Origin of the sequence: Rhizobium sp. X9, assembly GCF_018873185.1 — a bacterium.
In the GTDB taxonomy this organism is placed as follows: Bacteria; Pseudomonadota; Alphaproteobacteria; order Rhizobiales; family Rhizobiaceae; genus Agrobacterium; species Agrobacterium oryzihabitans.
Map to the genome: position 1 here is coordinate 3,132,281 of NZ_CP071311.1, position 12,897 is coordinate 3,145,177.

Consider the following 12,897-nt stretch of genomic DNA (forward strand, 5'->3'; position numbering starts at 1 on the left):
TATCTAACGCTTCAGCGGTGTCGCCGCCGTGCCTGAAGAGGACGACTTAGAGTCCAAGGCCTTCGAAAAGCGCTGTCGAAAGATAACGTTCCGCAAAGGAAGGAATGATGACGACGATGTTCTTGCCGGCATTTTCCTCACGCGCGCCGACCTTGATTGCTGCTGCCAGCGCCGCACCTGAGGAGATGCCGACAGGCACGCCTTCCAGCTTCGCCACCAGACGGGCAATTTCGAAGGCCTCGTCATTGGTGACCGTGACGATCTCGTCATAGATTCCGGTGTCGAGGATAGCGGGCGCAAAGCCTGCGCCGATGCCCTGAATCTTGTGGGGGCCGGGATTGCCGCCGGAAAGCACAGGGCTATCGGCAGGCTCGACCGCAATGACCTTTACCTCAGGCTTGCGGGATTTCAGCACCTGGCCCGTGCCGGTAATCGTGCCGCCTGTGCCGATGCCCGAGACCAGAATGTCGACCGTGCCGTCGGTATCGTTCCAGATTTCTTCGGCTGTCGTTCTGCGGTGAACATCCGGATTGGCGGGGTTTTCAAACTGCTGGGGAATGACGGCGTCGGGCAGGGTTTCGGCCAGTTCCTGCGCCTTGGCGATGGCGCCCTTCATGCCCTTCGGTCCTTCGGTCAGCACCAGTTCGGCGCCCAGCAGGGCGAGCATTTTCCGGCGTTCAACCGACATGGTTTCCGGCATGGTCAGGATCAGGTGATAGCCCTTGGCTGCGGCGGCAAAGGCAAGCGCGATGCCGGTATTGCCGGAGGTTGGTTCCACCAGCGTCGTCTTGCCGGGGGTGATCTTACCCTGCGCTTCCAGCGCGTCGATCATGGCGACGCCGATGCGATCCTTCACGGAGGCGATGGGGTTGAAAAACTCCAGCTTGGCGAGAAGGTTGGCTTTCACGCCCTTTTCTTTCGCCAGCTTGTCCAGCCGCACGATCGGCGTGTCACCGATTGTTTCCGTGATGGAGGAATAGACGCGTCCGCGTCCGGGCTTTCTGGCTTCGGGCATGATGCTCTCCTGTATGAAGGCCACGCGACGGTGACCGCAAGATTTGAGCGGCAGAATAGGAGCAATCGCCGCGTCAAGCTAGCGAACGTTCATCCTTATGTGGCCGGTTTACCGGAAAAATTTCACGATAAAGCAGTCAAATGCATGAATTTATTTCAGGTGCTGCGGATCGCGATCATGGTTGCCGTTCCGGCCAGAATGCCCGCCGCCGTGCGGTTGAGGATCGTCAGGGCGCTCGGCCGTTTAAGCAGGTTACGTGCCTTGGCCGCAAGCAGAATGTAAGGCAGCAGAACCGCCATCAGGACGACGAAAGTAAGCGCCAGAAGTGTCGCATATTCCGAAGGGCCGATCATGCGAATGTCGATCAACGTCGGCACCAGCGCCACGTAGAACAGCATGGTTTTCGGATTGCCGAGCGTGATCAAAAGGCCGGACAGGAACGACATGGGTATGCTGGTGCTTTTTTTCGCCTTCAGGTCCTGCGGCAAGAGGCCGGCGGTCCAGAGCTTCCAGGCGATGTAAAGCAGATAGGCCGCGCCAGCAAATTTCAGGATCATGAAGGCTTCCTGAAAGGTCTGCGCCACAAAGGCGAGGCCCAATATCACGCCGGTCAGGTAGATCATGTCGCCCAGCACCAGCCCGAGGCCCATGAAGAAGGTTTCCCGGAAGCCCGATCCCAGCGCCCGCGCCACGATTGCCGTCATGCCGGGACCAGGAATGGCGGCGGCGATGAAGAGGGCGGTGGCATAGGCAAGCAGGGTCGTCAGCGTCATGGTCGTCTTTCCCGGAAATCCGCTAAATCCATAGCGAAATCGCCGGGTAAAAACAATCGGATCATGCGGGAGCATCGGTTGAAGCAGGGTGGACGAGACAAGATTTCATCTGCCTGAGCTCCATCAGCCCTCATTCCTGTGCTTGTCACAGGAATCCAGCCGACGCGTGTCTGCGCGGCGCGTAAGACTCTTTTCAGCCCAAGGACTTGGGCTGGCTAGATTCCTGTGACAAGCACAGGAATGAGGGTGGCGATGAGCCGATTCTTACTTCGCCTGTGGTCTCATAGACCTGTCGAACCAAAACCGCCGGCACCGCGTGCAGTCTCGGAGGTTTCAGTCACTTCACTGACGACAACCTGCGTTACGGGAGCGATCACCATCTGCGCGATGCGCATGCCGCGTTCGATCATGAAATCGTCCTGCCCCAGATTGGCGAGAATGACCTTCACCTCGCCGCGATAGTCGCTGTCCACCGTGCCGGGGGAGTTGAGGCAGGTAATACCGTTCTTGATGGCGAGGCCGGACCGCGGACGGATTTGCGCCTCATAGCCCTGCGGAACCTCGAAGATGAATCCGGTCGGCACCAGCGCGCGCTCACCCGGTCGCAAGGTCAGCGGTTCACCTGCTGGCACGGCGGCGCGCAGGTCCATGCCGGCGGCGCCACGGGTTTCATAGGAGGGCAATTCGAGGTCTGCGCCATTGGCGAGACGGACGAGCCGGAGGAGGGGGCGATTGTCATTTTGAACGGTCATCCGGCATTAGTTTGCCGAGATCGCGGCGAGGTCAATTGCAAATGCGGGCCTGAAACGCTAGATACCCCGCAATTCCACAGGATTTGTCAGATGGCCGAAACACTTGCCGAGGCGGTCTCCCGCCGCCGCACCTTTGCTATTATCGCGCACCCGGATGCGGGTAAGACCACGCTTACGGAAAAACTGCTGCTGTTCGGCGGAGCGATCCAGCTTGCCGGTGAGGTGAAGGCTAAGAAGGATCGCATCCAGACCCGTTCGGACTGGATGAAGATCGAGCGCGAGCGCGGCATCTCGGTCGTCACCTCGGTCATGACGTTTGAATATAACGACCGCGTCTTCAACATTCTCGATACGCCCGGCCACGAGGACTTCGCCGACGATACCTACCGCACCCTGACGGCGGTGGATGCGGCGATCATGGTCATCGATGCCGCCAAGGGTATCGAGCCGCGGACGCTGAAGCTCTTCGAAGTCTGCCGCATGCGCGATATCCCGATCATCACCTTCATCAACAAGATGGACCGCGAAAGCCGCGATCCCTTCGAGATTCTGGATGAGGTGGAAGAGAAGCTGGCACTCGATACTGCGCCGATCACCTGGCCGGTCGGCCGCGCCAAGACCTTCTGCGGCGCCTATAATCTCGCCGAAAACACCTTCCGCGGCAACGATACCCAGGTTGACGGGCTGCCGGTGAACGGCCCCCAGGCTGTTGCCGACCGCCTGCCGGAAAACGAACGCCACCTTTTTGTCGAGGAAACCGAACTGGCGCTGGAAGCCTGCCGTCCTTTCGATCGTCAGGCATTTCTCGAAGGTCACATGACGCCGGTTTTCTTCGGTTCGGCGCTGCGCAATTTCGGTGTGCGCGATCTCATCAATGCGCTTGGTGACTTCGCGCCGCCGCCGCGCGATCAGGTGGCCGATACCCGCACCGTCCATGCGGCTGAAGAGAAAATGACGGCCTTTGTCTTCAAGATTCAGGCCAATATGGACCCCAACCACCGCGACCGCATCGCCTTTGCCCGCATCTGCTCCGGCAAGCTGGAGCGCGGCATGAAGGCGAGGTTGTCCCGCACCGGCAAGCAGATGGGGCTCACCGCGCCGCAATTCTTCTTCGCTTCGCAGCGCCAGCTGGCCGATACGGCCTTTGCGGGCGACGTGGTCGGCATCCCGAACCATGGCACGCTGCGCATCGGCGATACGCTGACCGAGGGTGAAAACCTCGTCTTCCAGGGCGTACCGAACTTCTCGCCGGAAATCCTGCGGCGTGTGCGTCTCGAAGACGCCATGAAGGCCAAGAAGCTGAAGGAAGCCCTGCAGCAGATGGCGGAAGAGGGCGTCGTGCAGCTCTTCTCGCCGGAAGACGGCTCGCCCGCCATTGTCGGCGTTGTCGGCGCACTGCAGCTCGACGTGTTGAAGGAGCGTCTGATGGGCGAATATGGCCTGCCGGTCTCCTTCGAAATGTCGCGCTTTTCCGTCTGCCGCTGGATTTCCTCCGATCAGCCGGCGGAAATGGACAAGTTCCTCAATGTCAAGCGCGGCGATATCGCCCGCGATCTGGATGGCGATCCGGTGTTTCTGGCGCAGGACGCCTTCTCGCTGCGTTACGAATCCGAGCGTTTTCCGGCGATCAAGATGGTTGCGATCAAGGAATATCACGTCGCCAAGGCGGCGTGATATCAGCCGGATTGCACTTTGTATGCCAAGGGCCCGAAGCATTTTCAGGAAAAGTGCGCAGCGGTTTTCCGTCCGGAAATGCGGAAAAACAAAGAGATAGAGCATTGAAGGTGATTATTCACCGGAAATGCTCTAGTTTCCCCTAAAACGGGAAACTGGTCCGGCATCATGACGCTTTCAGGCAAACATATTCTTCTCATCATCTCCGGCGGCATCGCGGCCTATAAGAGCCTTGATCTCATCCGTCGCCTGAAAGAGCGCGGCGCGAAGGTGACGCCTGTGATGACGAAGGGCGCGCAGGAATTCGTCACGCCGCTTGCCGTCGGCGCACTGTCCGCCACCCATGTTTTTACCGAGCTTTTTTCAAGACAGGACGAGCAGGATGTCGGGCATATCCGGCTTGCGCGCGACTGCGACCTCGTGCTGGTAGCACCCGCCACCGCCGACCTGATGGCGAAGATGGCGCATGGGCTGGCGGACGATCTTGCCTCCACGATCCTTCTGGCGACCGATCGCAAGGTGCTGGTCGCACCTGCCATGAACCCGAAAATGTGGTCTGCCAGGCCGACAGCGCGCAATCTCGAAGCGCTAAAAAAAGACGGTGTGTTTTTCATCGGCCCCATGGCGGGCGAGATGGCGGAAAAGGGGGAGGCGGGTTTCGGCCGCTTGGCGGAGCCGTTGCAGATTGTTGAGGCCGTAGAGGCGCTGCTGGGTGGCGGGCCGAAGCCACTGAGGGGCAGAACGGCCATCGTCACCTCCGGCCCCACCCATGAACCGATCGATCCGGTGCGTTACATCGCCAACCGCTCCTCCGGCAAGCAGGGCCATGCCATCGCAGCGGCTCTGGCGGAACTGGGAGCCGAGGTCACGCTGGTTTCCGGTCCGGTCACCATTGCCGATCCGGCGGGCGTTGCGACAATCCACGTTGAGCGCGCCGAGGAGATGCGCGATACGGTGATTTCGAGGCTGCCGGCGGATATTGCCGTCATGGTCGCCGCCGTCGCCGACTGGCGGGTGGCAGGCGCGTCGGAACAGAAGATCAAGAAACAGCCGGGTGATGCCCCACCGGCGCTGCAACTGACGGAAAACCCCGATATTCTCAAAACCGTTGGCCACCATGAAAAGCGCCCAAAGCTTGTGGTGGGTTTCGCCGCCGAAACGCAGGATGTCGAGAAGAACGGTCGAGCCAAGCTGGAACGTAAGGGGGCGGATTATATCGTCGCCAACGATGTATCCGCCGAAACCGGCATCATGGGCGGAGACCGTAACAGCGTGAAGATCATTTCGGCCGCGGGTGTTGAGGCGTGGCCGGATCTGGACAAGGTCGAGGTTGCAAAACGTCTTGCGGCCCTCATCGCGGAGAAACTGGCATGAGCCTGTTCGATCAAAAGACCTTCGACCGGGTGCTTGGCGGGTGGCCGGGCGTGCGTTTTGTCGATCAATGGGATTCCCATGTCGCCAAGGTCGGAGACAAGGTCTTTGCGGTGCTGGGAGAGCGTGTAGACTGGCGGCTTGTGGTGAAATGTTCGGAGGAAAGCTTCGAAATCCTCACCTCACTGGAAGGCATCGGTCAGGCGCCCTATTTCGCCAAACGCAAATGGGTGTCGATTGCCGACCATTCGCCGCTGGAGCGGGAAGAGCTGGAGCATTATATACGCCGCTCCTACGAACTTGTCGCAGCCGGCCTGACGAAGAAACTGCGGGCCGAACTGGGCATAGTGATCGACACTGCGCCCACGATATAGTTTTTCGTTTCAGTTGACCTTCTTGTCCTTGCCGATGATCTGGCGGACGCCTTCCTTGGTGAAGGGTTGCAAAAGCTGCGGCACAAACCCCTTCGCGATCTCACCCTTGATGCCGATATCAGTGGAAGAGGGCCGATCCGGATTGTGGTAGGAGCCGAAGATCACATCGAAGATGACGAGATTCTCGCCGTAATTGGTGTTGCCTTCCGGAAGCTGCTTTGAATGGTGCCACCGGTGCAGCCGCGGCGTGCTGAACACGTAGTCGAGCAGGCCGGTTTTCATATCGACATTGCAATGGGTCAGAATGCCGATGAAGGCGGTAACGGCCCCAAGCCACCAGAAAACCTGCAAAGGTGCGCCCATGAAATAGAGCGGTATCTGGCTGAGCGCGATCTTGAAAAGCGAGTCCGCCACATGAAAGCGGCCCGTATTGACCACCCACAGCCGGACAACGCTGTGATGCAGGGCATGGAAACGCCAGAAAAACACGGTTTCATGCGCTATGCGGTGGGCCCAGTAGAGACCGAATTCGGCGATGGTGACCGCAAGCGCGACCTGAACCACCATCGGCAGATCGGACGGCCACATGTCGAACCGCATGGCTGCAAGCGGTTGCAGCACATTGGCGGTAACCATTGGAAAGATCGCCCCCGCAACGGCGGCAAGCTGGACAAGACCCTTGGTCAAAAGTGTGTGGCCAATGCTGGTTGCGGTCTCACCGTCACCCTCAAGCCATTCGACCTCATAGGGAATATAGCGTTCAAGAAGAAACAGAGCCATCACCGCACAGGCATAGACGGCGAGGAACCCCGTTATCGGGTGGCTGCTCGTGAAGGCGACATAGGAGCCGGCAAGGCCGGAGAAAAACACCATCGGCCACGAAGCGTAGGTAAGGACCTGTTTTATTGCCTGAGTTTTTGCCATGAATCTCAATTCCCGTCCGGCAATCATCTAACATCCAACCAGCGGCGCAGCTCCTCGCAGGATCGCGGTTGCCCGTCGCTGAAGCGCCCGTCCCGGCAGGGATCGGTTCGCATTGGCCGCGTCGGCCGATAATATTCCCATTCCCTGCGGCCATGCCTCTCGGTGCGCCGCAGTTCACGCTTCAGCTCGCCGCAACTGCGCGGTTTGCCATCACTCATGCGACCATCCTTACAGGGGTCGTAAAACATATGTTCCGCCATCACTTCCGGCGCTGACACCGGCGGAAGGCTGAGGAATATCGAAGCCGCCAGAAACGTGAGCAATCTCATCGGTCACCTGTTCCGTTAAAAGATCAGGTGACTATTCCTCGTTAGATTGCATGAGCATGGCATGCTTCGATCATATTGGTCGGGCAGAGGCTTCCAACCGTGCGTGCTGACCCTCCACGTTCGGCTCACCCTTAACTGATTCGGATTGCAATATAGAGAAGCGTCAGCGCAATCACCCAGAGCGCTGCTCGTCCCCATCTGGTATGTCGCGCTTCCGCCTTTCCGATGGCTTCCGCCGTCTTGGCGTCGAAACGCAGGCCGTTTTCGCTCATATACATCAGCTCCGAATGCAGCTTCTCCGTCTTGGCGGCGATCTCGGGTGCTGCCTCCGCAAGCTTGAGGGCCGCCTTCACGCCGTCCTTCAGGTCGGTGACGATGCGTTTCGGGCCGAGATTATCCCTGATCCAGCCGCCGACGACCGGATCGGCCGCCTTCCACATGTTGAAGCGCGGATTGAGCATGCGCGACACGCCCTCCACCACCACCATGGTCTTTTGCAGCATCACCAGTTCCGGGCGCGTTTCCATGTCGAAGAGTTCGGTTACTTCAAACAGCAGCGTCAAAAGCTTGCCCATGGAGATCGTCTCGGCCGGCTGGCCGTGAATCGGTTCGCCGATGGCGCGGATCGCCTGGGCGAAGCTGGCTTTATCGTGATGGCCCGGCACATAACCGGCCTCGAAATGCACTTCCGCCACGCGCATATAGTCGCGGGTGATGAAGCCGTAGAGGATTTCGGCGAGGAAACGGCGCTCCTTTTTGCCAAGGCGTCCGGCAATGCCCATATCGACGGCGACGATCTCGCCCTCAGCATCCACGAAGAGATTGCCGGGATGCATGTCGGCATGGAAAAAGCCGTCGCGCAGCGTGTGCCGCAGGAAAGACTGGATCAGCGTGTCGGCAAGCTGGTTCAGGTCGTGACCGGCGGCTTTCAGCCCCTCGATATCCGACATCTTGACGCCGTCGATCCATTCCATGGTGACGACATCGCGGCCGGTGCGTTCCCAGTCGACCTCGGGAACGCGGAATCCGGGATCGTCCTTGGTGTTTTCCGCAAGTTCCGAAAGCGCGGCGGCCTCAAGCCGCAGATCCATCTCGATCTTGGTGGTCTGTTCCAGCGTGCGCGTGACTTCAACCGGGCGCAGGCGACGGGCGGAGCGCACGAAACGCTGTTGCAGGTCGGCGATCAGATACATCGCCTCGAGATCGTTCTGGAAACGCTGGCGCACACCGGGGCGTATGACCTTGACGGCCACCTTGCGCGGCCCTTTCGGCGTATCCACTATGGCCGGGTGAACCTGGGCGATGGAAGCGGCGGCGATCGGATCGCCGAATTCCCTGTAAAGCTCTGAAACCGGGCGTCCGAGCGAACCCTCGATATTGGCTTTCGCCGCGGCTGCGGGGAAAAATGCCATGCGGTCCTGAAGGCTTGCGAGGTCGTCGGCAAAGTCGGCGCCGACGACATCCGGCCGTGTCGCCAGAAACTGTCCCATCTTCACATAGGACGGGCCAAGCCGCTCGACGGCGGTGGCCAGCCGGTCGCTGCGCTGCGCCCGCTTGGCCTTGCTGCGGGCGAAGGGTTTCAGCAGCGCTTTCAGCAATTGTGCTGGTGCAGGCAGGTCATCGGAGGGCAGTGCCAGCACAACGCCTTCGCGCACGAGAACCCAGCCAACCCTTGCGAGGCGGAAATATGCGCCCAAAGTGCTCATGCTTATGCCTGTCTCCTGCTCTTGCCGGCCATGGTCTTAAAGCTTCCAGCCGGAATGCAGGGCGGCGATACCGCCGGTGTAATTCGTATAGGTCACGCGGGAAAAGCCGGCGGTCCGGATCATCGCTGCGAAATCCTCCTGATTGGGGAATTTGCGGATCGACTCGACCAGATATTGATAGGGCTCGGCATCGCCGGTGATCATCTTGCCGAATTGCGGAATGGCGTTGAACGACCACGCATCATAAACGCGGTCGAGCAGCGGCATTTCCACTTCGGAAAACTCCAGCACCAGCAGACGCCCGCCACGCTTGAGCACACGGTAAGCCTCTTTCAGCGCCACATCGATGCGCGGCACGTTACGAATGCCGAATGCGACCGTATAGGCATCGAATGTGTTCGCCTCGAAGGGCAGCTTCTCGGCATTGGCCTCCACGAAGGTCAGATTGTCGGAAAGCTTTCTTTTTGCCGCGCGCTCCTCGCCAACGGCGAGCATCGAACCGTTAATGTCGAGAACGGTGGCATGCGCCAGACGATTGGAGGCTTCGACGATGCGGAAGGCGATATCGCCGGTGCCGCCCGCCACGTCCAGAACCTTGTAGGAGGCATCCTTGCGCGGCGAAAGCGAGGAGACCATGGCGTCTTTCCACAAGCGATGCATGCCAGCCGACATCACGTCGTTCATGATGTCGTAGCGCTTGGCGACCTTATGAAAGACGTCGTTGACCAGCCCCTGCTTTTTGCCTTCGTCCACCTTGTGGAAGCCATAGGACGTTTCCATGCCGCCTTGGGCAGTGGTACGGGCGTCGGTCATCGTCTGTCTCCATATTTATTGCGTGGCGGACCATAGCGGAAACGCCATGGCGACGCTATCTGTTGCCGCATCGCCTGGGCGCGACATTTCGCGTGCATTGTATAGACCACATGGTCCTAACGATAAACTGCCGGATAAGCCAGATGCCAGAGTTGCCAGAAGTCGAAACCGTCAGACGCGGCCTTGCACCCGCCATGGAAGGAGCAAGCATCCGCAGGCTCCATCTCGGCCGTCCCGATTTGCGCTTTCCATTCCCGGAGGATTTCGCGGCGCTGATCGAAGGCAAGACAATCGTATCGCTCGGGCGCCGGGCGAAATATCTTTTGATCGAACTGGAGGACGGGCTGACCATCGTCGCTCATCTGGGTATGTCCGGCTCATTTCGTATTGAGCCGGAGGTGGATGGGGTCGGTGACAGGGACGCGCCCGGCGCGTTTCATTATGCCCGTTCGAAAGACGGCAAGCATGATCATGTCGTCTTTCATCTGGATAAGGGAGAAGAGCGCGTCTGCATCATCTATAACGATCCGCGCCGCTTCGGTTTCATGCATCTTGTCGAGCGCAACAAGCTCGACCTTTACCCTGCCTTTGCGGAGCTCGGCCCGGAGCCGACGGGCAACGCACTGAGCGCCGATTATCTGGCGAGCCGGTTTGAGGGCAAAAGCCAGCCTTTGAAAAGCACGCTCCTGGATCAGAAGATCATTGCCGGCCTCGGCAATATCTATGTCTGCGAGGCGTTGTGGCGCGCCCACCTCTCGCCTTTGCGGGCGGCAGGAACGCTGGTGACGAAAACCGGCAAGCCGAAACCGCAGCTTATCGATCTCACTGAGAAAATCCGCGATGTTATTGCGGATGCGATAGCCGCCGGCGGCTCTTCCCTGCGCGACCATATACAGACGGACGGAACGCTCGGTTATTTCCAGCATTCCTTTTCGGTCTACGATCAGGAAGGCCAGCCTTGCCGGACACCCGGCTGCGGGGGTACGGTTGAAAGAGTGGTACAGGCCGGTCGTTCCACCTTTTATTGCGCCGCCTGCCAGAAATGACGGAGCCGGAATAACGGAGAGAGGGAGACTGCCGTGGACTATGAAACGATACTGGTGGAGAAACGCGATGAGGTGGGCATCATCACGCTCAACCGCCCGAAGGCGCTCAACGCTCTCAATTCGGTGCTTCTGAAAGAACTGCGGCACATTCTTTCCTCGTTTTCCGCCGATGATTCCATTGGCGCCATCATTATCACCGGCTCGGAAAAGGCATTTGCCGCCGGCGCCGACATCAAGGAAATGCAGGGGCTGGATTTTGTCGATGCCTATGTCGGCGACTTCCTTGGCGGCTGGGAAGAGGTCGCATCGACCCGCAAGCCGGTCATCGCGGCAGTCTCCGGCTTTGCGCTCGGCGGCGGCTGCGAGCTGGCAATGATGTGCGATTTCATCATTGCTTCTGACACGGCGAAATTCGGCCAGCCGGAAATCACGCTCGGCGTCATTCCCGGCATGGGCGGCTCGCAGCGGCTGACGAGGGCCGTGGGCAAGGCGAAGGCCATGGATCTGGTTCTGACCGGCCGCATGATGGATGCGGCGGAGGCGGAGCGCGCCGGTCTCGTATCGCGGATCGTGCCGGCCGCAAATCTCATGGATGAGGCGGTGGAGGCTGCGACCCGCATCGCGTCGCTGTCGCGTGCCTCCGTCCTCATGGCCAAGGAAAGCGTCAATCGCTCCTTCGAGGTGCCTCTGGCGGAGGGGCTCAGATACGAACGACGATCCTTCCAGTCGCTCTTTGCAACGGCGGATCAGAAGGAGGGCATGGCGGCCTTTGTCGAAAAGCGCAAACCCGCTTTCCGGAATCGCTAAGGATTCGGAATATCGGCGCTTTTAAGCGTTTTGCGCGTTGACGGGCGTAAGCTTTAGCGGTATATGCCCGCCCACGGTTAAGGAAAGCCATCCGGCTTGTCCGAAATTACTCCCGCATTCTTGGGTTACGTGAGGTCGTCGAACGACCCGATCCTCTGGTTGCGGAATTTGGTTTGAATTCGAAGAGAGGCATACATGGCCAATACAACTTCGGCGAAAAAGGCGACCCGCAAGATCGCTCGCCGTACCGCAGTCAACAAGGCTCGCCGTTCGCGCGTTCGCGGCTTCATCCGCAAGGTCGAGGAAGCGATTGCTTCGGGCGATCTGGCAGTAGCCACCGAAGCTCTGAAGGCAGCTCAGCCCGAGATCCAGCGCGCCGCCACCCGTGGCGTTCTGCATGGCAACACCGCATCTCGCAAGGTGTCGCGTCTCGCACAGCGCGTTAAGGCCCTTTCCGCCTAATCCGGCTAATCACAAATAATTATTCTAAAAGCCTGGTCTTCTGACCGGGCTTTTTGTGATTCTAACCGCCTGTTAATCATTCCTGCCGTAACGTGACAAACGCGTGTCAGATGGACGACAGGAAATATTTAGCAAAAACAATGGCTTGCTGGAGGTATCTCCGGAAATGGGAAGCTTTCTCTACGGAAGTCCCGACGAGTTTTGAGTCAAGAAGATTTTTATTTTTTTGCCAAAATCGCCTCTCAAAAAATGCCAAAATTGAATCTCATTGATTCATAAGCGATTCTGCTTCGGACCTTGCCGGTGATGCAAAACGGCCTATGCGAGTCAATGGCCGATCTGAGTTTTTGCAGAAAAAACGCCATTGATCTCTCCCCACGATCCTGCCTAAATGCATTTCAACAAGGGGTGCGGATCTCAGTCCACAGATTATCGTGATGATCACATCGACGGTATTCACCTTCTTGCTGGCGGGTCTTTCGAGGTCCGTTTTCTCAGGTCATGGAGCTTTTTGTGCCGTTTCGGTCTCGGAACGGGCGGGAGCTTTTTGTCCTCAAGAGTGCGCCTTTAGGTTGTAGCGAAAGGAGCGTCTTTAGCGTGTCGCAGGCCTCTCCATGAGGGGGAGGGAAATGGGATAACCGGCTCGCAAACGAGTAGAAGCCTTTGACGTTCTTTCGAGGGGAGCGCTGGAGGCAAGAATAATACGAGGGGGATCTCTGGCGATCGATTTTTGGTCGTCAGGCTATGATTGGCAATTTGAAAGGCGGCAATATGCAATTGAATTTGGCGATGGGTGCGGTGGCTGATGGGGACCGCGCACCGAAGGGTCGTGATGCAGCTTGCTCAGATGC

General features: G+C 58.9%; 12 protein-coding genes. 6 read left to right on the forward strand and 6 right to left on the reverse strand.

Annotated features, from left to right (window positions below):
* Positions 1 to 46: 46 nt before the first annotated feature.
* The 3 genes from cysK to dut form a co-directional block, all read right to left on the reverse strand.
* Positions 47 to 1,015 (reverse strand): cysteine synthase A, encoded by a 969-nt coding sequence (gene cysK / locus JZY08_RS15090; protein WP_216330576.1) that lies wholly within the window; start codon positions 1,013 to 1,015, stop codon positions 47 to 49.
* Positions 1,016 to 1,170: 155 nt separating this feature from the next.
* On the reverse strand, positions 1,171 to 1,788 hold the full coding sequence (locus JZY08_RS15095) for a LysE family translocator (protein WP_216330577.1): 618 nt from the start codon (positions 1,786 to 1,788) through the stop codon (positions 1,171 to 1,173).
* 281 nt (positions 1,789 to 2,069) lie between these two features.
* Positions 2,070 to 2,540, reverse strand: coding sequence for a dUTP diphosphatase (dut, locus tag JZY08_RS15100; RefSeq protein WP_216330578.1), 471 nt, complete (start codon positions 2,538 to 2,540; stop codon positions 2,070 to 2,072).
* A 90-nt stretch (positions 2,541 to 2,630) separates the two neighbouring features.
* On the opposite strand from dut, the gene JZY08_RS15105 reads away from it, so the two are divergent.
* The 3 genes from JZY08_RS15105 (at position 2,631) to JZY08_RS15115 (ending at position 5,959) form a co-directional block, all read left to right on the forward strand.
* Positions 2,631 to 4,214: a peptide chain release factor 3 gene (locus JZY08_RS15105; RefSeq protein ID WP_216330579.1), complete on the forward strand. Its 1,584-nt coding sequence runs from the start codon at positions 2,631 to 2,633 to the stop codon at positions 4,212 to 4,214.
* 168 nt (positions 4,215 to 4,382) lie between these two features.
* Entirely contained in the window at positions 4,383 to 5,588 is a 1,206-nt protein-coding gene (gene coaBC / locus JZY08_RS15110; protein ID WP_216330580.1) for a bifunctional phosphopantothenoylcysteine decarboxylase/phosphopantothenate--cysteine ligase CoaBC, read from the forward strand.
* Positions 5,585 to 5,959 (forward strand): MmcQ/YjbR family DNA-binding protein, encoded by a 375-nt coding sequence (locus tag JZY08_RS15115; RefSeq protein WP_216330581.1) that lies wholly within the window; start codon positions 5,585 to 5,587, stop codon positions 5,957 to 5,959. The genes coaBC and JZY08_RS15115 overlap by 4 nt, the downstream gene beginning before the upstream one ends.
* A gap of 9 nt (positions 5,960 to 5,968) precedes the next feature.
* Here JZY08_RS15115 and JZY08_RS15120 read toward each other — a convergent pair whose 3' ends face one another.
* The 3 genes from JZY08_RS15120 to ubiE all read right to left on the reverse strand — a co-directional run bounded on the left by JZY08_RS15120 (position 5,969) and on the right by ubiE (position 9,731).
* The gene (locus tag JZY08_RS15120; protein WP_035219265.1) at positions 5,969 to 6,883 is read right to left on the reverse strand and encodes a sterol desaturase family protein; all 915 of its coding nucleotides are present in this window, start codon (positions 6,881 to 6,883) and stop codon (positions 5,969 to 5,971) included.
* A gap of 460 nt (positions 6,884 to 7,343) precedes the next feature.
* Complete coding sequence (gene ubiB / locus JZY08_RS15125) at positions 7,344 to 8,918, reverse strand: 2-polyprenylphenol 6-hydroxylase (RefSeq protein WP_216330582.1); 1,575 nt, start codon at positions 8,916 to 8,918, stop codon at positions 7,344 to 7,346.
* A gap of 36 nt (positions 8,919 to 8,954) precedes the next feature.
* Positions 8,955 to 9,731 carry a bifunctional demethylmenaquinone methyltransferase/2-methoxy-6-polyprenyl-1,4-benzoquinol methylase UbiE gene (gene ubiE / locus JZY08_RS15130; RefSeq protein ID WP_216330583.1) on the reverse strand — a complete coding sequence of 259 codons (777 nt, stop codon included), beginning with the start codon at positions 9,729 to 9,731 and terminating at the stop codon, positions 8,955 to 8,957.
* Positions 9,732 to 9,874: 143 nt separating this feature from the next.
* Here ubiE and mutM point away from each other — a divergent pair, with 143 nt between their 5' ends.
* The 3 genes from mutM (at position 9,875) to rpsT (ending at position 12,046) form a co-directional block, all read left to right on the forward strand.
* Positions 9,875 to 10,777, forward strand: coding sequence for a bifunctional DNA-formamidopyrimidine glycosylase/DNA-(apurinic or apyrimidinic site) lyase (mutM, locus tag JZY08_RS15135; protein WP_216330584.1), 903 nt, complete (start codon positions 9,875 to 9,877; stop codon positions 10,775 to 10,777).
* Positions 10,778 to 10,810: 33 nt separating this feature from the next.
* Positions 10,811 to 11,584, forward strand: coding sequence for an enoyl-CoA hydratase (locus JZY08_RS15140; protein WP_003493473.1), 774 nt, complete (start codon positions 10,811 to 10,813; stop codon positions 11,582 to 11,584).
* Between the two features lie 195 nt (positions 11,585 to 11,779).
* On the forward strand, positions 11,780 to 12,046 hold the full coding sequence (gene rpsT, locus JZY08_RS15145) for a 30S ribosomal protein S20 (protein WP_003493474.1): 267 nt from the start codon (positions 11,780 to 11,782) through the stop codon (positions 12,044 to 12,046).
* The last annotated feature ends 851 nt before the right edge of the window (positions 12,047 to 12,897 follow it).

Excerpts from the sequence above, each read along its gene's own strand:
- cysK (WP_216330576.1), bottom strand. The coding sequence starts at position 1,015 with ATGCCCGAAGCCAGAAAGCCCGGACGCGGACGCGTCTATTCCTCCATC.
- JZY08_RS15095 (WP_216330577.1), bottom strand. The coding sequence starts at position 1,788 with ATGACGCTGACGACCCTGCTTGCCTATGCCACCGCCCTCTTCATCGCC.
- dut (WP_216330578.1), bottom strand. The coding sequence starts at position 2,540 with ATGACCGTTCAAAATGACAATCGCCCCCTCCTCCGGCTCGTCCGTCTC.
- JZY08_RS15105 (WP_216330579.1), top strand. The coding sequence starts at position 2,631 with ATGGCCGAAACACTTGCCGAGGCGGTCTCCCGCCGCCGCACCTTTGCT.
- coaBC (WP_216330580.1), top strand. The coding sequence starts at position 4,383 with ATGACGCTTTCAGGCAAACATATTCTTCTCATCATCTCCGGCGGCATC.
- JZY08_RS15115 (WP_216330581.1), top strand. The coding sequence starts at position 5,585 with ATGAGCCTGTTCGATCAAAAGACCTTCGACCGGGTGCTTGGCGGGTGG.
- JZY08_RS15120 (WP_035219265.1), bottom strand. The coding sequence starts at position 6,883 with ATGGCAAAAACTCAGGCAATAAAACAGGTCCTTACCTACGCTTCGTGG.
- ubiB (WP_216330582.1), bottom strand. The coding sequence starts at position 8,918 with ATGAGCACTTTGGGCGCATATTTCCGCCTCGCAAGGGTTGGCTGGGTT.
- ubiE (WP_216330583.1), bottom strand. The coding sequence starts at position 9,731 with ATGACCGACGCCCGTACCACTGCCCAAGGCGGCATGGAAACGTCCTAT.
- mutM (WP_216330584.1), top strand. The coding sequence starts at position 9,875 with ATGCCAGAGTTGCCAGAAGTCGAAACCGTCAGACGCGGCCTTGCACCC.
- rpsT (WP_003493474.1), top strand. The coding sequence starts at position 11,780 with ATGGCCAATACAACTTCGGCGAAAAAGGCGACCCGCAAGATCGCTCGC.